We start from the raw sequence: 19,469 nt of genomic DNA, 5'->3' as shown, positions 1-19,469 counted from the left end.
CGTCAGGCTATTTACCCCCAGAACCCCCGCCTCAGCAATGTGGCGGGGGTTTTGCTTTTGCAGCGGGCGAAATGCTATTTAACGGGCAATGATTTCCCCGTTCTGGATGCCGATCGCTTTGCCGCGCTCCAATTCCAATAGCAATTCTTCGCTCCAAGCCCGTAGATCCTGCCACGCAAAATAGCGTTCCCACATCCGGGCGTGGACGGGCGTACGCGCCAGCCACTCCAGCAACTCTTGCCTAGACTGCCGCTGCACTTCGAGCAGGTGGAACATGATCAGCGCCTTGGCGGCGTGGCGAGCATGTCGATCCGGGCGTTCACGAAAGAACTTGAGGCGCGAGCGGGCTTCCGTCAGCGCGAAGTCGACCTCCTCGAAGGGGCGGCCGTGACCGGGGATGACGCAGGTCGGGCGCAGCGCGTGGATCAGGTCCAGGCTGGCCTCCACCTCATCGAAGGCGGCGATGCCATCGATCTCCGGGAAGACGATGCCGAAGCCGCGCTCCCATAGCGCGTCGGCCGAGATCAGCAGCCGGGCCTCGGGTTCGAACAGCATGACCGAGTGCGGATCGTGGCCAGGCGCTGCATGCACCTGCCATTGGCGCCCGGCCTGGACGAGCGTGGAGCCGGGCGCCAGCGCCGCGTCGGGCGTGAAGCGGGGGCATTGCTGGCCCGTCAATCGATAGCTCAAGGCCTCTTCGTTCCATTGCTTGGCGGCTTCGAAGTCGCCGGGAGGAATCCAGATCGGGCAGGGATGCAACTGCTGCAGATGGGCATTGCCGCCGCAGTGGTCGGAGTGCAGGTGGGTGTTCACGATCAGCCGCAATGGCGGCGACACGGCCTCGCCCCGCTGGGCCTCGAGCAAAGCTTGCTCCAGCAGCCCGGCGGTCTGCTGGGCATGCGTGCAATAGCCGGTGTCGATCAGTACCGCGCCGCGTGGATCTCCGCCCAGCAGGATGTTGTTGGAAGAGAGCCAGCCGCGTTCTAAGACCCTCAGCCCGGGGACGTTCACCGTCAGGCCGCGGTGCGCAGTTCGCGCCGTAGGATCTTGCCCACATTGCTCTTGGGCAATTCGTCTCGGAACTCGATGTACTTGGGCCGCTTGTAGGCGGTCAGCTGCTCGCTGCAGAAGGCGCTCAGGTCTTCCTCCGCCAGGGCCGGGTCTTGCTTGACCACATAGAGCTTCACCGTCTCGCCGGAACGGGCGTCTGGGATGCCGACGGCCGCACACTCCAGCACGCCGGGGTGCATATTCACCACCTGCTCGATCTCGGTCGGGTAGACGTTGAAACCCGAGACCAGAATCATGTCTTTCTTGCGGTCGACGATGCGGATGAAGCCGCCTTCGTCCATCACGCCGATGTCGCCGGTCTTGAAGTAGCCGTCCGGGTACATCACGTTGGCGGTTTCGTCGGGGCGATTCCAGTAGCCGGCCATCACCTGCGGACCCCGGATGCAGATCTCGCCGCGCTCGCCGGAGGGCATGTCCTGGCCGTTGTCATCGCGGATGGCGACCTCGGTACTGGGCACGGGCAGCCCGATCGAGCCATTGAAGTCATTCAGATCGAGGCGATTGATGGTGGCCACCGGGGCGGTCTCGGACAGGCCGTAGCCTTCCACCACCGGACAGCCGGTGATCTTCAGCCACTTCTCGGCGGTGGCCTGCTGCACGGCCATGCCGCCGCCGTTGGAGATCACCAGCTCGCTGAAGTCCAGGCGCGCGAAGGCGGGGTCGTTGGCCAGCGCATTGAACAGGGTGTTGACCGCCGGGAACATATTGACCCGGTAGTTCTGCAGGGTCGCAATGAAACCGGGGATATCGCGCGGATTGGTGATCAGCAGATTCATCATCCCCAGGCGCGCGCCCAGCATGTAGCAGGCCGTCAGCGCGAAGATGTGATACAGCGGCAGCGCACAGACCGTGGTCATCTGCTTGTTGCCCACCTTGGCCAGCATCGGCGCGAACCAGGCCTCGCTCTGCAGGATGTTGGACACCACATTGCGGTGCAGCAGGGTGGCCCCCTTGGACACGCCGGTGGTGCCGCCGGTGTACTGCAGAAAGGCCACGTCGTCCGGGCCGATCTCGACGCGCTTCAGCTGCAAGGGCCCGCCTTCCTCCAGCGCGCGGTTGAAGCGCGTGACGGTATGGCCGCGATCGGTGGGCAGGCGGAACTCGGGCACCATCTTCTTCACATGGCGTACCGCGAAGTTGACCATCGGGCCTTTCCACCAGCTCAGCAGGTCGCCCAGGGCCGTCAGCACCACATGCTTCACCTCGGTGCGGGCGATCACCTCTTCCAGCGTGACCGCGAAGTTCTCCAGCACGATGATGGCCTGCGCGCCCGAGTCCTTCAGCTGGTGTTCCAGCTCGCGCGGGGTATAGAGCGGGTTGACGTTCACCACGGTGTAGCCGGCGCGCAGGATGGCGGCAATCGCCACCATGTACTGCAGCACATTGGGCATCATGATCGCGACGCGGGCGCCGCGCACCAGCCCCTTGGCCTGCAGCCAGGCGCCCAGCGCCTGCGACAGCTCATCGATCTGCCGGAACGTCAGGCGCTGCTCCATGCAGACGGCCGCATCGCGCGTGGCATGCTTGCGGAAGGCCTCCTCCAGCAGCTCGACCAGGGAGCGATAGGTGTCGGTCCGGACCTCCGCGGGGACGCCCTCGGGATAACTCTTCAGCCAGGGCTTGTTCTCCAGCAACGCGCTCAACTTGTTGTCTCCTTCGCGCCCCGTGGACGGGGCTGTACGCAGCAGCCCCGATGGTCGGCTCAGGCTCGGCCCGGGGGCTAGGGGAGTTGCCCTAGGACCGAGTCGCCTGCGGGACAGGCGGCCAGCTGGGCCGGTGCCTGCGGGGCGAACAGCGCATCCGACAGGGCTCGCTCGCGCTGCGCGACGGTCTGCAGGAACGCCGAGGCGCCGGCCATGGCCTTGAAGGTATCGAAGCCGGTCTCCAGAAAGCGCTGCAGCTCCGCCAGCCCGGCCGCGGCGGCCGGCTTGCGCATCATGCGCAGGGCCTGCCGCAGCAGCGGCCTGCGCGTCAGCCCGTCGAGCGCCTCGCCCACCGCCAGCAGCAGCGCAATCTGGCGCTCGCGCTGCGCCGGCGTGGCCGCAGCTTGCCAGGCCCGGGCGTAGTCAGCGGCGGCGATGTGCGGCGTGCCCAGCTGGCGGCCCATCTCGGTATCCAGCTGTTCGGACAGGGCATGCAGCTCGGCCAGCTGCGCCACGGTGGCCACGACCTCGGCCGGAAACAGCCGTATCAGGCTGGGTACCACGCGCGCGAACTGCGCATCGCGGCGGCTGAAGTCACCCGGTCCGTAGAGCTCGTCCAGGAAGAAACGCGTGGCGGCGGCATAGCGCGGCGCGGCGAGCAGGTCCGCATAGCTGCGCGTGAAGCGCTGCTGCTGATAACGTTTCAGGACGCCGACCCGCTCCTCCAGGCCCGCTTGGGCGGCCCGGGCGGCCAGCTCCATGTTCACCCGCTGCAGCTGGGCGAGGATGTGCTCGCGCTGGGCGTCGCTGGTCTTGGATTCGCGCATGGGCGTCATTGTGGCGTGCCGCGAGGCGCCGGCCGCGTCGGCGATGATGCGGCGATGAATGCGCGTATCCAACGTCTGCAGGTGCTGCTGCGCCTGCTGCTGGCCGGCGGTCTGCTGATCTGGCTTTGGCCGAGTCAAGGGCCTGTCGCGGCGCTTGCCTGGGCCGCATTGGGGTTCTGGGGCTATGGGCTGGTGATGGCCCTGGGCTTCCTGGCCCTGCTGCTGATCAACCGCGCCGAGCCGGCGCCGGCGCGTCCCCCGGGGCTGTGGGAGCTGCTGCGCGCCTGCTGGTTCGAGTTCTGGGCCTGCGAGCGGGTGTTCGCCTGGCAGCAGCCTTTTCAAGCCCAGCGGGAGCCGGACCACCTGCCCGCGGCTCCCAACGGGCGGCGTGGCGTCCTGCTGCTGCATGGCTACAGCTGCAACCGCGGCCTGTGGAACGGCTGGCTGCGGCGCCTGCGCGCGCAGGGGCATGCCTGTGTCGCGCCCAGCCTGGAGCCGGCCTTCGGTTCGATCGACGACTATGCCGACGCGATCGAGACCGCCTTGCGCCGGTTGCAGCAATCCACCGGCATGGCGCCGGTGGTTGTGGCCCACAGCATGGGCGGACTGGCGCTGCGCGCCTGGTGGCGCCGCCATGGCGGTGGTGACGCGGTGCGCCTGCACCGCGCCTTCACGCTCGGCTCACCGCATGCGGGCACCGTGATGGCGAATCTCGGCTCGGCCACCAATGCACGTCAGATGCGCCGCGGCAGCGCCTGGCTGCAGGCGCTCGCGGCGGACGAAGCGCAGGACTTTCGCGCAAGGCTGGTCTGCTACTACAGCAATGCCGACCAGGTCGTTTGTCCCGCCGGCAGCGCGGCCCTGGCCGGCGCCGAGGCCCGCTACAGGCCGGGCCTCGGCCATCTGTGCCTGGTGTTCGACCGGGGCGTGTTCGACGAGCTGCTGGCCGAGCTGGCCGCGAGCTGAGGCCCGCGGCCCCTCAGCTCGCGTCGGCCTTGAGCACGCCGCGGCGGATCTGGTCCAGCTCGATGCTCTCGAACAGCGCCTTGAAGTTGCCTTCGCCGAAGCCCTCGTTGCCCTTGCGCTGGATCAGCTCGAAGAAGATCGGGCCGATCACCTCCTTGGTGAAGATCTGCAGCAGCAGCTCGTTGGGCGCGTCCAGATGGGCGGCGCCGTCGATCAGGATCTTCAGGCGGCGCAGTTCCTCGACGTTCTCGCCATGGCCGGGCAGGCGCTTGTCGATCAGGTCGAAGTAGGTGTTGATCGTGTCCTGGAACTGCACGCCGGTGCCGCGCATGCCCTCGACGGTGGTGTAGATGTCGTCGCTGCCCATCGCGACATGCTGGATGCCTTCGCCGTGATACAGGTCCAGGTACTCGGCGATCTGGCTCTTGTCGTCGCTGCTCTCGTTGATCGGGATGCGGATCTTGCCGCAGGGGCTGGTCATGGCCTTGCTCTTCAGCCCGGTCAGCTTGCCCTCGATATCGAAATAGCGCACCTCGCGGAAATTGAAGAAGCGCTCGTAGAACTCGGCCCATTCCTTCATGCGGCCGCGGAACACGTTGTGCGTCAGGTGGTCGATATAGGTCAGGCCATGGCCCGCCGGATTGGCATCGACCGGCCGGCCGGCCGCGTCCAGCAGGGGCACGAAGTCGACATCGTAGATGCCGATATTGCCGATCGAACCGGGCGCGGCGCCGTTCTTGCCCTGCCAGCGGTCGACGAAATAGATCAGCGAATCGCCGATGCCCTTGATGGCCGGGATGTTCAGCTCCATCGGGCCGGCCTTGTTGTCGAAGCCCCAGGCGCCCAGCTCCAGCGCGCGCTGGTAGGCTTGGCCGGCATCCTTGACGCGGAAGGCGATCGCGCAGATCGAGGGGCCGTGCAGGCGCGCAAAGCGCTGCGCGAAGCTGTCGGTCTCGGCGTTGATGATGAAGTTCACGCCGCCCTGACGGTACAGCGTGACGTTCTTGTGGCGGTGCTTGGCCACGGCGGTGAAGCCCATGGTCTCGAACAGCTTGCCGAGTGCGGCGGGATCGGGGGCGGCGAACTCGATGAACTCGAAGCCGTCGGTGCCCATCGGGTTGTCCCAGGGGGTGAATGCTGCCATGGCGGGGTCTCCTGCATATGCCTTGCGATAACTCAAACTGTAGGAGGCGGCAAGCGCAGGAATCCTGCGATCTCAGGCGCGAGCTTCGGTGTTGGCGCAGGATTTCTGCGAAACTACAAATATGGAAGGCGATATCCAGCTCGATGCCATCGATCGGCGCATTTTGAGGGCGCTGCAGCTCGATGGCCGCGTCACCTACGACGCCCTGGCGGCCCAGGTCAATCTCTCGGCCTCGGCCGTGCTGCGCCGCGTGCGCCGGCTCGAGGAGGCGGGCACCATTGCCGCCTATGTGGCCCTGGTGCGGCCCGAGAAGGTGGGCCTGTCGCTGACGGCCTATATCAATGTGCGGCTGGAGAAGCAGACCGAGAGCCACAAGCGCAATCCGATGGACCTGTTCCGCGCCGCCGTGCAGACCTGGCCCGAGGTGGTGGAATGCGCGGCCCTGACCGGCGAGATGGACTATCTGCTGCGCGTGCTGGTGCAGGACATGGCGCATTACGCGCGCTTCATCAGCGAGACCCTGCTGAAGCATCCCAGCGTGCAGGACTGCAAGACCAGCTTCGTGCTGGATCGGCTGAAGAACACCACGGCCGTGCCGGTCTAGGCTCACCCCCTACACGCTGCGCGCGCCCCCTCAAGGGGGCAACGCCGGCAGCCCGGCAGAGCCGGATCTGCGGCGTTTGCGCGGGAATGCTCTCCTGTCAAGGAGGACCGGCTTGCTATCGGCGCCGCAGCACCACCGCCAGTTCGAACCAGCCGCGCTCATGTGGCACCGCCGGGTAGGGCGGCGCCGGCCAATCCCACAGCTGCGAGGGGAACAGCGCCCGCATCGCGTTGATGTCGCCGTGATAGGGCGGGCCTTCGATGCGACCTTCGGCGGCACCGTCGCGCCGCGCCTGCATGAACAGGGCCAGCAGCAGCCCGCCCGGCCCGATCCAGGCATGCAGCTGGTCGGCATAGAGCCGCCATTGGTCGGGATGCAATGCGCACAGGCAGGTCTGCTCGTAGACGCGGTCCACCGAAGCCTCCGGCCGCCAGTCCAGCACATCGGCCTGCAGCACGCGGCCGGGCAGCGCCCCCAGGCGCTCGCGCGCCAGGGCGACGGCGGCCGGCGCGTAGTCCAGCCCGGTCGCGGCAATGCCGGCCCGACCCAGGGCCGGCAGCTCGTGGCCGCGGCCGCAGCCGGGCACCAGCACGCTCTGACCCGGCGCGAGCAGGCCTTGCTCCAGCCAGCGCAGCAACTGCGGATGGACCGCGCCGCGGTCCCAGGGCGTCTCGCCCCGCTCGAAGCGCTGCTGCCAGAAATCGGGGGTGGGGCCGCTCATCGCGCGCTCAGTCCAGCTCGTGCAGCAGGCGCGTGGCGGCCTCGCGGCCCAGGTTCAGCAGCGCGGCGATATCGCTCACATCGTCCGGAATCGCCGCATCATCCCAGCCGTCGGCCGTGTGCCGCGCCAGGCGTACGGCCAGCCGCACGCTCTGCACCTGCGGATCGTGGCCGCGCTTGTCGTCGGTGATATGGGCCAGCAGTTCGGGCAGGTGCCAGGCGCGCATCAGGGTCTGTTCCAGGTCGGCCAGCTCGATATTGAGGATCTCGCGCTGCACGGCCGCGCTGCGCAGCTGCCGGTCGGCCTGCTGGCGCGCACGGATCTGCCAGGCCAGCGACGGTGCGTGGCACCACAGCAGCATCTCGGCGAAGTCGTGCAGGCTGGCGGCGCTGTGGATCACCGCCGCGTCCGGGTCCAGCCGGTGCGCGGCGAAACCCAGCGCGAAGCGGGCCGCGCGGTCGGCCCGCCGCAGCACCCGCTGCAGCCCGGCCAGGGCCTCGGGCCGGCCGGCCAGGCGGTCCTCGACGGTCGGCTGCGGTCCGAAGGCCCTGAAGAAGGGCGTGATGCCCATCCAGACGATGGCCGCGGTCACGGTCTCCGCATCGGTCACCAGCCTGTCGGAGCGGTGCGTGGCCGCATGGGCCAGCACCTTCAGGCTCATCAGCGGATCGGTCGCGATCATCTCGCCGATGCTGTTGGCATCGAAGGCGTCCTCATTGGCGCGCATCAGCTCCAGCGACTCGGCGGTCGCCGCGAGGACGGGGATCTCGGCGTCGCGAAAAATCGCCGTCCAGGCCGCCAGGTCGGGCAGGGGGTGCTGCAGCGGCAGCGGGCTGGGGAGGATGGGCATGCGTGATCACCTTGGTGCGTGCATCATCGTATATCGGCCCTTCCTCGCCCAGCTTGACCCGCAGAAGCAGCCGGGCCAGGCCCAGCAGCACCGGGATCACAGCCTTGTCACACCCGGCAGGGTGCCGACCAGCTGGCCATCGACATAGAGCGCGCCCTCGGGCGCGCCGGCCTCGGCATAGAACTCCAGTTCCGGCGGCCGGCGGCGGCGCGTCGGCACGCCCGCCAGGCGCTCGGCCAGGCGCAGCAGGGCGGCGCCGGCGCGGCGCAGGCGGACGGCCAAGTCGTGGCGCCAGTCGGCGGCGGTCAAGGCGGCCTCGGAATGGTGGCTCAGCCTGTAAACAACATGTTTCATGATCGGTCTCCCTGAGGGATGGGCCCCGCTCGTGCTAAGTCAGGGGCTGCGGTCGGTGGGCAGGAGCTGGCGCACTTCCTGGCGCAGCCCATGCTTGGCTTGCTGGCGTTGCGCCTTGCCGGCGGCGCCGTGGCGGCCGGCCTGGCGCTGCATGCTGGGCGCGACCAGCGGATTGCGCGGCTTGCGCAGGGTCAGAATCTGCGGCCGGGGGGCGGTGAACTGAGGCATGAGCACTCTCCTTGCGGGCGAGGCCCGCGGCGTGGTGGGCAATGCGGCGGCGCCACTGCGGGCACGGCAGCGTCAAAAGACGAGAAACATGGCAGAGCCGGAACGGATGCCCGGCTCTTGGGCTGGCGAAGCGTGGCCGGGGCGCGGCGGCGGTCCGGTCACCGGGGCCTGGTTCGGGCCTCGGTGCTGGATGGCGCCGCACAGCCTGCGCTTCGGGGTCGGGGCGTTGCTACTGGGGTGTCGTCGTGGTGAACCAGGCCACAACTTGCGCAAATGATAAACGATTGATTATCTTGCGCAAGTGCTTTTTATCTGCGCCGCCTACTCAAGTTAGGGGGCGATATCGGTATGCACAGGCTGTGCCCGAGCTTGTCGCGGGTCGCAGGCGCCGAGGCCGGCCGCGCTCAGCGTTTCCTGCTTTTCAGCGGCGCGATGCCTTGCTGCAGCCGGCGCCAGGCCTCGGCGGCATCGTCCACCGGGGCGGCTGTCGGCTTGGCCACGCCGGTCGGCGGGCCGCCAGGCCGGGCCGCGGCCGGCGCTGGCGCAGCGCCGGCGCTCGGCGGCGTCAGTACCTCGCCCAGCAGGTCCAGCAGCCGGGTGCGGGCGCGCTGCGGGTGGCGGCGGTAGTAGGTCAGCACCAGGCCGACGATGAAGCGTTCATCGTCGTCCTGCGGCAGGCTGGGCGGCGACTCCTGCGCCGCGATGGCCGCACCGGCCGCACCGGCCGTGCCATGCGCGGCATGCTCCAGGTCCATCCAGCCCGGCGGCTTGTGGCACAGCTGCTCGAACTGGCGTGCCAGCCGCTCGCCGATCTGGCGCGAGCGGCTCTTGATCTGGCTCCAATAGCTAGGCTGGATCTGCAAGCGCTCCGCGAAACGCCGCTCGAGTCCGCGCAGGGTGGCGGCGTCGGGGTGTTTGACGGTGGCGGTGACGAACTCTTCAAACAGGAGCAGCGCATTGTCCAAACGGATCTGCGCGACGTCCCGGGGGGCGGTGGACATATGCGTATGATAAAGCTGCCTTGATCCAAGGCCCTGGCCAAGGAGATTTGCCATGCCTCGTCCCGCCTCCTTTCTACGGCGCGCCCTGCTGCTGACCCTGCTGGCGCTGGCAGCTCAGGCCGGCGCGACCGAGCGCAGCCTTGATAAAGAAGTGACCATCAATGCCAGCCTGGACCAGGCCTGGGCGAGCTGGACCACGCGCGAGGGCATCGTCGCCTTCTTCGCGCCCGACGCCCGCATCGAGCCCAAGGTCGGCGGCGCCTTCCAGATCTATATCGACCCCGGTGCCGAACCCGGTATGAAGGGGGCCGATGAGATGCGCTTCCTGGCCCTGCAGCCCGGGAAGATGATCAGCTTCGACTGGAACGCCCCGCCCCACCTGCCCGAGGCCCGCGCGCAGCGCACCTTCGTGATCGTGCGTTTCGAGCCCCTGAGCGGGAGTCAGACGCGGGTGCGGCTGCATCACACCGGCTGGGGCGACGGCGGCGAATGGGACAAGGCCTACACCTATTTCGACCGCGCCTGGGGCCATGTGCTGGCGAACCTGAAGAAGCGCTACGAGACCGGGCCGCAGGACTGGACCGAATGGCTGGCGCAGCTGGAGAAGTTCCGCGCGCAGGCCAGGGCGGCGGCCTCGGCGCCGAAGTAAGTCGGCCGCGGCCCTACTCCTCGTCGCGCACCTTGTAGGCGCCCACCAACTGGGCCTGGGTGTTGGGCGGCACCGGCTCGTAGTGCGACAGCGCCAGGGTGTAGCGGCCCTGGCCGCTGGTCATCGCATTGAGCCGGGTCTGGTAGTTCGACAGCTCGGCCAGCGGCGCCAGGCCCTGCACCGTGATCACGCCGGGCACGGCCGAGCGCGTGCCGTTCACCTGGCCGCGCCGCGCCGCCAGATCGCCGGTGATGTCGCCCATCGAGACCTCGGGCGCGCTGATCTCGACGTTGACGATGGGCTCCAGCACCAGTGGCCGTGCCTCGCGCACCGCCACGATCAGGGCCTTGCGGCCGGCCGTGACGAAGGCGATCTCCTTGCTGTCGACCGAATGGTGCTTGCCGTCGAACACCGTGACCTTCAGGTCCACCAGCGGATGGCCCGAGATCACGCCGCTGGCCAGGGCCGAGCGCACGCCCTTCTCGACCGCCGGCATGAACTGGCCGGGGATGGTGCCGCCCTTGACCGCGTCGACGAACTCGAAGCCGGCACCGCGCGCCAGCGGCTCGATGCGCAGATAGACCTCGCCGAACTGGCCCGCGCCGCCGCTCTGCTTCTTGTGGCGGTAATGGCCCTCGGCCGGCGCCGAGATGGTCTCGCGGTAGGCGATGCTGGGCTCCTTGGTCGTCACCTCGAAGCGATAGGTTTCGCGCAGCCGCTCCAGCAGCAGGCGCAGATGCAGCTCGCCCAGGCCGTAGACCAGGGTCTCGTTGGTCACCGCCACATGCTCCACCTTCAGGCAGGGGTCCTCGTCCACCAGGCGGTTCAGGATCTCCCACAGGCGCTGCTCGTCGCCGTGGCGCGCCGGGCTGATCGCCAGGCCGTGCACCGGCACCGGGAAGTCCAGCGGCGCGAGGTGGATATGCTCGTCCTCGGGCGCGTCGTGCAGCACCGCGTCGTAATGCAGCTCCTCGACCTTGGCGATCGCGCAGAGATCGCCCGGCAGGGCCTCGTCCACTTCCACATGCTCCTTGCCCTGCAGCATGAACAGATGGCCGACGCGAAAGGGCTTGCGCGCATGCCCCACCAGCAGCTGGCTGTTCTTGCTCAGCGTGCCCTGGTGCACGCGCAGCACGCCCATCTTGCCCAGATAGGGGTCGGCGACGATCTTGAACACATGGGCCAGCACATGGGCGCCGGGCTCGGGCAGGGCCTGCAGCGGCAGCGCGTCCGGCCCCTCACCACGCAGGAACTGCGGCGGGTTGCCCTCGGCCGGGTTGGGCAGCAGGCGCTCGATCACGTCCAGCAGCTCGGCCACGCCGGCGCCGCTCCTGGCCGAGGCGAAGCACACCGGGATCAGGTGCCCCTCGCGCAGCGCCTGCTCGAGCGGCGCATGCAGCTCGCTGGGGTCGACATCGCCCTCGTTCAGGTAGCGGTCGACGAAGGCCGCGTCCACCTCGACCACCTGTTCCACCAGGGCCTGGTGGGCCTGCGCCACCGAGGCGAAGTCGGCCGCGCCGTCCTTGCAGTAGAAGCAGTCCTGCACCTGGGCGGCGCCGCCGCTCGGCAGGTTCAGCGGCAGGCATTCGCGGCCGAAGGTCTGGCGCAACTGCTCCAGCAGGCCGGGCAGGTCGACGCCGGGGGCATCGATCTTGTTGACCACGATGACGCGGCACAGGCCGCGCCGCGCGGCCGCCTCCATCATGCGCGAGGCCATCAGCTCGATGCCGTTCTGGGCGTTGACCACCACCACGGCCGTGTCCACCGCCTCCAGCGCCGGCAGCGACTGGCCGACGAAGTCCGGTGCGCCGGGCGTGTCCACCACATGCAGGCGCAGACCGGCGTGGCGCATATGCACCAGGCTGGTCTGCAGCGAATGCTGCATGCGCCTTTCCAGCGGGTCGAAGTCGCTGACCGTGTTGCCGCGCTCGACGCTGCCCGCGCTGCCGATGCTGCCGGCGCGCAACAGCAAGGCCTCGGCCAGGCTGGTCTTGCCGGCGCCGGCCGGCCCTACCAGGGCCAGGGTCCGGATCGCGGCAATGCCGGGGTGGACGGGACTCGTGCTGTCATCGGCCATGGCGCACTCCTTTGGAGCTGTGACCCCAGGGTAGGGCATGCGCGCCGGGCCGGCAAGAGGCCTTGCGCGCATGCGCGGGCGGATCAGCCCGCCAGCCCGGGGCGCATCAAGACCTGCCCCCGCTCCAGCCCGGTGAAGGCGTAGTCCAGCTCCGGCGCGCGGCCGCCGACGATGTCGGCGATCGCCGCGGCCGAGCCGCAGCTGTGCGTCCAGCCCAGGGTGCCATGGCCGGTGTTGAGGAACAGATTGCCGATCCGGCTGCGGCCGATATAGGGCAGGTTGGACGGCGTGGCCGGGCGCAGGCCGGTCCAGAACTGGGCGCCATTTCCCTCGGGATCGGCATCGGTCTGGCCTTCCATCATTCGCGGGAACAGCTCGCGCGTGCGCCGCACGATGGCCTCGCAGCGGCGCAGATTCAGGCTGGTGTCGTAGCCGTTCAGCTCGGCCGTGCCGGCGATGCGCAGGCGCTCGCCCAGGCGCGAGAACACCAGCTTGTACTCGTCGTCGGTCAGCGAGACCTGGTAGCTGTGCTCGGGGGACGTCACCGGCAGGGTGACCGAGTAGCCCTTGGCGGGGTAGATGTTCAGATCTACGCCCAGCTCGCGCGCGAAGGCGCGGCTGAAGGAGCCCAGGCACAGCACATAGGCCTCGCCGCGCAGCTGCTCGACGCGGCCCGCCGCGTCGGCCACGACCGCCTGCCGGATGCCACCGCCGCCTTGCTCCAGGCCCAGCAAGCGGGTCTCGTAGCGAAAGCGCACGCCGGCCTCGGCGCAGCGCCGCGCCAGTTCCTGGGTGAAGCGGTGGGCGTCGCCCGATTCGTCGCTGGGCGTCATGCTGCCGCCGACGATCCTGTCGCGGCATTGCGCCAGCGCCGGCTCGATGGCTACGCATTCGTCCGGCGTCTTCATGTCCAGCTCGCAGCCCTGCTCGCGCATCAGGCGCGCCGGCTCCTGTGCAGCCGCGTACTCGGCCTCGCTGGTGTAGAAGTGCAGGATGCCCTGGCTGCGTTGCTCGTACTGGATGCCGGTGGCGGCGCGCAGCTCGCGCAGCTTGGCGCGGCTGTACAGGCCCAGGCTGACGATGTTGCGGATGTTGTGGGCGGTGCGGCCCGGCAGGCATTCGCGCAGGAAGGCCAGGCCCCAGCGCCATTGCGCCGGATCCGCGCGCAGCCGGAACAGCAGCGGCGCATCCTCCTTCATCAGCCATTTCAAGACCTTCAGCGGCGCGCCCGGGTTGGCCCAGGGCTCGGCATGCGAGACCGAGATCTGGCCGCCGTTGGCGAAGCTGGTTTCCAGGCCGGCGGCCGGCTGGCGTTCGATGACGGTGACCTCGTGGCCCTGCTGGCGCAGATACCAGGCCGTGGTGATGCCGGTGACGCCGGCGCCCAGAACGATGACATGCATGGAAGAACACTCCCGACAGGAGTTCCGCGCAGGCGTGACGACGGCCGCGGGCCTTGCGATGGCGAAGGAAACCCGGAGCGTGCCGCGCCTGACGCGCGCCGCTCCCGCTGTCCTTGGTACCTGAGAGATTCGGCGCGAAACACCACCCGGTGCGCGCCTTGCTCCTTCGGTGGCGCCGCCCTTGCAGCGGCGCACTCTCCAGCATTCGGCATGTTGCGGATCCAGTACGGGGCCTGAGCGAGTATGGGAGCTTGCGCCTTCGGCGGCCGCAGCCCTGGGGCTGCGGCACTCTCCTGAATCCGTGACGGAGTGTATGCGATGTGCTCGGCAATCCGGCGAGTCGGCCTAGACTCTGGCCGATCATGGACGGAGTCCCTCGATGACGATCAGCCGTGCCGACCTGGCCCTCCTGGCAGTTGCCGTTGCTGCCGTGATGGCCTGCGGCGGAGGCGGCGGGAGCGGGAGCGGTGCCGCGCCCGGCCCCGCCGCTGCGCCGCAGCCGAGCATCCTGCACAGCGGCCTGTCCAGCCCCTGGGCCCTGGCCCTGCTGCCGGGCGGCGAGATGCTGGTGACGCAGAAGGCCGGCAGCCTGCTGCGCCTGGCGGCCGACGGCCGCAGCACCCTGGCCAACATCGCCGGCGTGCCGGCCGTCAGCGCCGGCGGCCAGGGCGGCCTGCTCGATGTGGCGCTCGATCCCGACTTCGCCAGCGGCAGCCCCTGGGTCTACCTCAGCTATGCCGAGCCGGGCAGCGGCGCCGAGGCCGGCCGTGCCGGCACCGCGGTGCTGCGCGGCCGGCTGGTCGGCAATGCCTTGCAGGACGTGGCGGTGATCTTCCGCCAAGCCCCCAAGGTCGCGGGCAGCGGCCACTATGGCTCGCGCCTGGTGTTCGGGCGCGACAAGACGCTGTTCATCACCCTGGGCGAGCGCATGCAGGGCAGCCCGGCCCAGGACCCGGTGCAGACCCTGGGCAAGGTGGTGCGGATCAAACGCGACGGCAGCGTGCCGGCCGACAACCCGGACTTCGGCGCCGGCGCGCGGCCGGGGCTGTGGAGCATCGGCCTGCGCAATCCGCAGGGGGCGGCCCTGCACCCCGAGACCGGCGAGCTGTGGCTCAGCGACCATGGGCCGCAGGGCGGCGACGAGATCAATATCGCGCGGGCCGGGGCCAACTACGGCTGGCCGGTGAAGAGCTACGGCTGCAACTACGGCGCACCGGTCGGCGAGGCCTGCCGCATCGGCGGCGGCACCCATGCGCCGACCTATGTCGAACCGCTGAGCTACTGGGTGCCGACCTCGATCGCGCCGGCGGGCCTGGCCTTCTACACCGGCAGCATGTTCCCCGAATGGCGCGGACAGCTGTTCTCCGGCGCGCTGGCCGGCCAGGCGCTGTGGCGGCTGCAGCTCAGCGGCAATGCGGTGGTCGGCCGCGAGGCCATGTTCGCGAACCTGGGCGAGCGCTTCCGCGATGTGCGCCAGGCGCCGGACGGCGCCCTGCTGCTGCTGACCGACAGCGGCAAGCTGATGCGTCTGGCCCGGTAGCATGCGGGTTCATGGACCATGAACCCGACAGCGGCGCGCGCTTGCGCGCCCAGTACAGTGCCGAGGGCGGCACCGGCCGGATCTTCGGCCCCAAGGTGCGCGACTACGCGGCCTCGCGCCCCGACTATCCGGCCGCGCTGTTCGACGCGCTGGCCGAATGCCTGCCGCCGCAGCCCATGATCGCCGATATCGGCGCCGGCACCGGGCTGCTGAGCGCCGGCCTGCTGGCACGCGGCTGGACCGTGCACGCGATCGAACCCAGCGACGAGATGCGCGCCGCGGCGGATGCCTGGCTGGGCGACCAGCCGGGCTATCGCAGCAGCGCCGGCCGTGCCGAGGCGCTGCCGCTGGCGGATGCCAGCGTCGACCTGCTGACCGCGGCCCAGGCCTTCCACTGGTTCGAGGTCGAGGCGGCGCGCGCCGAGGCCCTGCGGGTGCTCAGGCCCGGTGCCGCGGTGGCGCTGATCTGGAACGACCGCGTGCTCGACACGCCGCTGCACCGCGCGCTGGACGAGCTGTTCGCCGAGTTCGGCGGCGCCAAGCGAGCGGCCCTGCTGGCGCACGAGGACCGCAGCGCGGTGCCGTGCTTTTTCGGGGCGGGCCAGGTGAGCGAGCGGGCCTGGCCGCATGCGCACCGGCTTGATGCCGCCGGGCTGGAGGCCCTGGTGTTCTCGCGCTCCTACATGCCGGCGCGCGACAGTGCGGCGGGCCGCACCGTCGTGGCGGCGTTGCGGCCGCTGTTCGAGCGTTTCGCGACGGTCGGCGAGGGCCTGTGGGTACCCTACCGCACGGTGGCCCTGATCGGCCGGCCCGCGTGAACGTCGCGGGACGCGCGCTGCTTGCGCTCGCGCTGGGCCTGGGCGCCTACGCGCTGCCGCTGGCCTGGCTGTACTGGCGTCAGGAGCGCCTGCTGTTCATGCCCGAGCCGCTGCCGGCCGCGCACCGCTTCGAGTTCGGCGCCGATGTGACGGAGCGCGTGATCGAGGTGCCCGGCGCGCGGCTCTCGGCCCTGCATCTGCAGCTGCCGGCGCCCAAGGGGCTGATCTTCTTCCTGCATGGCAATGCCGGCAGCCTGCAGAGCTGGTTCGTCAACGCCGACTTCTATCGCCGGGCCGGCTACGACCTCTTCATGCTGGACTACCGCGGCTACGGCAAGAGCACGGGCCGCATCGAGAGCGAGGCCCAGCTGCGCGCCGACGTGCGGGCGGCATGGGAACTGGTGGCGCCGCGCTATGCGGGGTTGAAGCGGGTGATCTATGGCCGTTCGCTGGGCACGGCCCTGGCCGCCGGGCTGGCGGCCGAGGTGGAGCCCGAGCTGACCCTGCTGGTCTCGCCCTACTGCAGCATGGGCGAGCTGATGCGCCAGCATTACCCCTTCGTGCCGGCCGCGCTGCTGCGCTATCCGCTCGATACCTGCGCCGACGCGGCGCGCATCGGCGGCGCGCTGTGGCTGCTGCACGGCGAGCTGGACCCGCTGATCCCGCCGACCCATAGCGAGCGGCTCAAGCTGCGTGCGCCGCAGGCCCGCCTGCTGCTGATCCCCGGCGCCGGCCACAACGATCTGCAGAATTCCGAGCCCTATCTGCGGGTCCTGCGCGAGGCGCTGCAGGCGACGGCGCCCTGATCACGGCTGGTCGCGGCTTGCTATGCCTCGGCGGCCAGTACACCGGAGGGAGGGTCTTGATGGATGAGGTCGGCGCCGCAGCGGGCACCAAACCAGCACTGAAAAAAACACCCGTGCTGTTCGATCAAGCGCATCCGCAATACGCTCAACAGCAACTACCCGGCGCATTCCTATCCGATCACGCTGCGCGAGGCCCGGCGCATCGGCCTGAATGTCGAGCCTTTGCCGGCGCATGTGAACGACGAGCTGCTGAGACTGAACCAGCTCTACTCCGAGATGGGGCAGAGCGCGATGACCGACTTCGACGAGAACAACCAGCACACCAACCGCATCCTCAACATCCTTGAGCGTGCGGGGCTCCAGGTCTTCTATCAGCTCGACAAGGACTGGCGCTATCGCGCCGAAGAGCGGCGCTGGATCAGCCTCAATGACGAGAGTTCATGGCGCCGCGTCGAGATGAGCGAGGGCAGGCCGCTGGTCTCCAAGATCCACATCAGCTGAGGCGCGGCCATCAGCCCGGGTAGGCGCGCTCCAGCAGCGCCGCCACGGGCAGGCCGCGCGCGTCCAGCGCGCCATAGACCCGCCCGCCCTGGGCGTCGTAGCGGCTGGCGACGAAGGCCTCGGCCAGCGTGGCGGGTGCCTGGGCGCGCAGCAGGCAGGCCTGGGCGAGCAGCACCAGGCGCTGCGCCAGGCGCCGGCCCAGGGCCTCCAACTCGTCCGGCGGCGTGCCGTGCAGCAGGCTGCGCAGCGCGTCGAGTTCCTGGCGCAGCCGGGCCTCGTCGCCGGCCAGTGCCTGCAGCTCGTCCAGCAGCGCGAAGGCCGTCTCCGGCTCACGCGCGAAGGCACGCAGCAGGTCCAGGCACATCACGTTGCCCGAGCCCTCCCAGATAGAGTTGACCGGCGCCTCGCGATACAGGCGCGCCATTGGCCCTGCGTCCACATAGCCGTTGCCGCCGAACACCTCCATCGCCTCGCCTGTCAGCTCCACCGCGCGCTTGCAGACCCAGAACTTGGCGGCCGGGGTCATCAGGCGCTGCCAGGGGCGTTGTGCCGGGTCCCGGTGGTTCTCGAAGGCCTGGGCCAGGCGCAGCATCAGCTGGACCGAGGCCTCGCTTTCCAGCGCCAGATCGAGCAGCACGCTGCGCATCAGCGGCTGCTCGGCCAGCGGCCGTCCGAAAGCGTGGCGCCGGCGCGTGTAATGCAGGGCCTGGACCAGGGCCTGCCGCTGAATGGCGGCGCTGCCGATCACGCAGTTCAGCCGCGTCGTCGTGGCCATCTCGATGATGGTGGGAATGCCGCGGCCGGGTTCGCCCAGCAGCAGGCCATAGGCGTCCTGGAACTCGACCTCGGCGCTGCTGTTGCTGCGGTTGCCGACCTTGTCCTTCAGGCGCTGGATCTGCACCGTGTTGCGCGAGCCGTCGGGGCGCCAGCGCGGCACGAAGAAGCAGGACGGGCCGTCGTCGGTCTGCGCCACCACCAGATGGGCGTCGCTCATCGGCGCCGAGAAGAACCATTTGTGGCCGCGCAGCGCGTATTCGGCGCCGCGGCCCGCGCCAGCCACCGGCGTGGCGCGCGTGCTGTTGGCGCGCACGTCCGAGCCGCCCTGCTTCTCGGTCATGCCCATGCCGATCCACAGGCCGGTCTTCTGCGCGATCGGCAGGTCGCGCGGATCATGGGCGCGAGACAGCAGGCCCTGGCGCAGGCCCGGCAGCTGCTCGAACAGCGGTTCCCTGGCCAGCACCGGAATCGCGGCCTGGGTCATGGTGGCCGGGCACAGCGTGCCGGCCTCGATCTGGCCGTGCAGGTAGAAGCCGGCGGCGAAGGCGGCCCAGCGGCCTGGGCGCTCGTTGTCGTAGGGCAGGGAGACCAGGCCCTGGCCGCGGTACAGCGCCAGCAGCGCGTGCCAGCTGGGATGGAAATCCACCTGCTCGATGCGGCGGCCGCGCCGGTCATGGGTCTGCAGCTCGGGCGGATGGTGGTTGGCCTGCTCGGCCAGCGCCTGCGTCTCGGCCCGCCCCAGGATCTCGCCGTAGCCCAGCAGCTGGGGCCGGGCCCAGTCGGCGCCGGCACGCACCAGGCCCTCCTGCAGTGCGGTGTCACTGGCCAGCGGGTTGTAGTCGCTCAGCTCGTCGACCTGGTTTTCAACTTGGTGCGTGCTCCACATGGCGGCTTGTCTCCTGCTCCAGCAGCTTGTAGTAAAGCGCGGTGGCGCACAAGCGGCCATCGGGGCTTGCCGCATAGCGCGGGATCTCGCCGGCCTTGGCCCAGCCCAGGTGGCCGTAGACGGCCTCGGCCGGCGAGCCGGCCTCGGTGTCCAGCACCAGCAGGCTGCAGCCCTTGACCCGTGCGGCCTGTTCCAGCGTGCGCAGCAGCACGCTGGCGAGGCCACGGCCGCGCGCGCTGCTGTGCACGATCAGCTTCTGCACCTCGGCGCGGTGCCGGCCGTTGGCCTTCTCGCAGATCGCCAGCTGCACCGTGCCGACGAGGTGCCCACCCTCGTGCAGGGTCCAGAGGATGTGCTGCGGGCCCAGTCTGGCCAGCACGCCGTCCCAATAGGCGCGGGCCTCGGCGGTGCTCAGTCCGGCCAGGAAGCCCACCGAGGCGCCGTGCGCCACGCCATCGCCGAGCAGGGCCGCCAGCGCAGGCAGGACCTGCGTATCGCCGCGCTCGACGGTCTTCAGTTGCAGTCCGATCTTTGTCGTCATCATCATGCTCTCCAGGTCGCGATGGTGTAGGCTTCGTTTAACCAATGACAAAATACTAACCA

At 69.5% G+C, this 19,469-nt stretch carries 20 protein-coding genes and 2 riboswitches; of the genes, 7 read left to right on the top strand and 13 right to left on the bottom strand.

The window, feature by feature from the left end:
- Nucleotides 1-78: 78 nt before the first annotated feature.
- The 3 genes from AC07OQ_RS23295 to AC07OQ_RS23285 form a co-directional block, all read right to left on the bottom strand.
- Entirely contained in the window at nucleotides 79-1,011 is a 933-nt protein-coding gene (locus AC07OQ_RS23295) for an MBL fold metallo-hydrolase (RefSeq protein WP_495055529.1), read from the bottom strand.
- A gap of 2 nt (nucleotides 1,012-1,013) precedes the next feature.
- Nucleotides 1,014-2,714, bottom strand: coding sequence for a long-chain-fatty-acid--CoA ligase (locus AC07OQ_RS23290; protein ID WP_495055528.1), 1,701 nt, complete (start codon nucleotides 2,712-2,714; stop codon nucleotides 1,014-1,016).
- Nucleotides 2,715-2,791: 77 nt separating this feature from the next.
- A complete protein-coding gene (locus tag AC07OQ_RS23285) occupies nucleotides 2,792-3,541 on the bottom strand; it encodes a DUF8198 family protein (RefSeq protein WP_495055527.1) in 750 nt (249 codons plus the stop codon).
- A 54-nt stretch (nucleotides 3,542-3,595) separates the two neighbouring features.
- Between AC07OQ_RS23285 and AC07OQ_RS23280 the strand changes: the two genes are divergently transcribed.
- Entirely contained in the window at nucleotides 3,596-4,507 is a 912-nt protein-coding gene (locus AC07OQ_RS23280; RefSeq protein WP_495055526.1) for an esterase/lipase family protein, read from the top strand.
- 13 nt (nucleotides 4,508-4,520) lie between these two features.
- Here AC07OQ_RS23280 and hppD read toward each other — a convergent pair whose 3' ends face one another.
- Nucleotides 4,521-5,651: a 4-hydroxyphenylpyruvate dioxygenase gene (hppD, locus tag AC07OQ_RS23275; protein ID WP_495055525.1), complete on the bottom strand. Its 1,131-nt coding sequence runs from the start codon at nucleotides 5,649-5,651 to the stop codon at nucleotides 4,521-4,523.
- Nucleotides 5,652-5,772: 121 nt separating this feature from the next.
- Here hppD and AC07OQ_RS23270 point away from each other — a divergent pair, with 121 nt between their 5' ends.
- Entirely contained in the window at nucleotides 5,773-6,255 is a 483-nt protein-coding gene (locus AC07OQ_RS23270; RefSeq protein ID WP_495055524.1) for an Lrp/AsnC family transcriptional regulator, read from the top strand.
- Nucleotides 6,256-6,370: 115 nt separating this feature from the next.
- Here AC07OQ_RS23270 and AC07OQ_RS23265 read toward each other — a convergent pair whose 3' ends face one another.
- The 5 genes from AC07OQ_RS23265 to AC07OQ_RS23245 form a co-directional block, all read right to left on the bottom strand.
- A complete protein-coding gene (locus AC07OQ_RS23265) occupies nucleotides 6,371-6,976 on the bottom strand; it encodes a methyltransferase domain-containing protein (RefSeq protein ID WP_495055523.1) in 606 nt (201 codons plus the stop codon).
- A 7-nt stretch (nucleotides 6,977-6,983) separates the two neighbouring features.
- The gene (locus AC07OQ_RS23260) at nucleotides 6,984-7,826 is read right to left on the bottom strand and encodes an HDOD domain-containing protein (RefSeq protein ID WP_495055522.1); all 843 of its coding nucleotides are present in this window, start codon (nucleotides 7,824-7,826) and stop codon (nucleotides 6,984-6,986) included.
- 96 nt (nucleotides 7,827-7,922) lie between these two features.
- Nucleotides 7,923-8,180: a hypothetical protein gene (locus AC07OQ_RS23255; RefSeq protein ID WP_495055521.1), complete on the bottom strand. Its 258-nt coding sequence runs from the start codon at nucleotides 8,178-8,180 to the stop codon at nucleotides 7,923-7,925.
- A gap of 39 nt (nucleotides 8,181-8,219) precedes the next feature.
- Nucleotides 8,220-8,408: a hypothetical protein gene (locus tag AC07OQ_RS23250; RefSeq protein ID WP_495055520.1), complete on the bottom strand. Its 189-nt coding sequence runs from the start codon at nucleotides 8,406-8,408 to the stop codon at nucleotides 8,220-8,222.
- A gap of 404 nt (nucleotides 8,409-8,812) precedes the next feature.
- A complete protein-coding gene (locus AC07OQ_RS23245; RefSeq protein WP_495055519.1) occupies nucleotides 8,813-9,409 on the bottom strand; it encodes a hypothetical protein in 597 nt (198 codons plus the stop codon).
- 52 nt (nucleotides 9,410-9,461) lie between these two features.
- Here AC07OQ_RS23245 and AC07OQ_RS23240 point away from each other — a divergent pair, with 52 nt between their 5' ends.
- A complete protein-coding gene (locus AC07OQ_RS23240) occupies nucleotides 9,462-10,058 on the top strand; it encodes an SRPBCC family protein (protein WP_495055518.1) in 597 nt (198 codons plus the stop codon).
- A gap of 13 nt (nucleotides 10,059-10,071) precedes the next feature.
- Here the strand turns inward: AC07OQ_RS23240 and fusA are convergent, their stop codons facing one another.
- Nucleotides 10,072-12,135: an elongation factor G gene (gene fusA / locus AC07OQ_RS23235; protein WP_495055517.1), complete on the bottom strand. Its 2,064-nt coding sequence runs from the start codon at nucleotides 12,133-12,135 to the stop codon at nucleotides 10,072-10,074.
- Nucleotides 12,136-12,218: 83 nt separating this feature from the next.
- Nucleotides 12,219-13,538 carry a D-amino acid dehydrogenase gene (locus AC07OQ_RS23230; protein ID WP_495055516.1) on the bottom strand — a complete coding sequence of 440 codons (1,320 nt, stop codon included), beginning with the start codon at nucleotides 13,536-13,538 and terminating at the stop codon, nucleotides 12,219-12,221.
- Nucleotides 13,539-13,635: 97 nt separating this feature from the next.
- Nucleotides 13,636-13,750: riboswitch (glycine riboswitch) on the bottom strand.
- A riboswitch (glycine riboswitch) is annotated at nucleotides 13,751-13,844 on the bottom strand.
- Between the two features lie 73 nt (nucleotides 13,845-13,917).
- Here AC07OQ_RS23230 and AC07OQ_RS23225 point away from each other — a divergent pair.
- The 4 genes from AC07OQ_RS23225 (at nucleotide 13,918) to AC07OQ_RS23210 (ending at nucleotide 17,203) form a co-directional block, all read left to right on the top strand.
- Nucleotides 13,918-15,078, top strand: a complete 1,161-nt coding sequence (locus AC07OQ_RS23225) for a PQQ-dependent sugar dehydrogenase (protein WP_495055515.1) — start codon at nucleotides 13,918-13,920, stop codon at nucleotides 15,076-15,078.
- A gap of 11 nt (nucleotides 15,079-15,089) precedes the next feature.
- A complete protein-coding gene (locus AC07OQ_RS23220) occupies nucleotides 15,090-15,896 on the top strand; it encodes a class I SAM-dependent methyltransferase (protein ID WP_495055514.1) in 807 nt (268 codons plus the stop codon).
- Nucleotides 15,893-16,702: an alpha/beta hydrolase gene (locus AC07OQ_RS23215; protein ID WP_495055513.1), complete on the top strand. Its 810-nt coding sequence runs from the start codon at nucleotides 15,893-15,895 to the stop codon at nucleotides 16,700-16,702. Before AC07OQ_RS23220 ends, AC07OQ_RS23215 begins: the two co-directional genes overlap by 4 nt.
- A 234-nt stretch (nucleotides 16,703-16,936) precedes the next feature.
- Entirely contained in the window at nucleotides 16,937-17,203 is a 267-nt protein-coding gene (locus tag AC07OQ_RS23210; protein WP_495055512.1) for a hypothetical protein, read from the top strand.
- A 10-nt stretch (nucleotides 17,204-17,213) separates the two neighbouring features.
- Here the strand turns inward: AC07OQ_RS23210 and AC07OQ_RS23205 are convergent, their stop codons facing one another.
- Complete coding sequence (locus tag AC07OQ_RS23205) at nucleotides 17,214-18,866, bottom strand: acyl-CoA dehydrogenase family protein (protein ID WP_495055511.1); 1,653 nt, start codon at nucleotides 18,864-18,866, stop codon at nucleotides 17,214-17,216.
- Nucleotides 18,844-19,413, bottom strand: coding sequence for a GNAT family N-acetyltransferase (locus AC07OQ_RS23200; protein ID WP_495055510.1), 570 nt, complete (start codon nucleotides 19,411-19,413; stop codon nucleotides 18,844-18,846). Before AC07OQ_RS23200 ends, AC07OQ_RS23205 begins: the two co-directional genes overlap by 23 nt.
- Between the last annotated feature and the right edge of the window lie 56 nt (nucleotides 19,414-19,469).

This window comes from Roseateles sp. GW821-FHT09B06 (genome assembly GCF_059418245.1).
The sequence above is the reverse complement of the archived record's forward strand: the minus strand, read 5'-3'. Positions and strand labels throughout refer to the sequence as shown.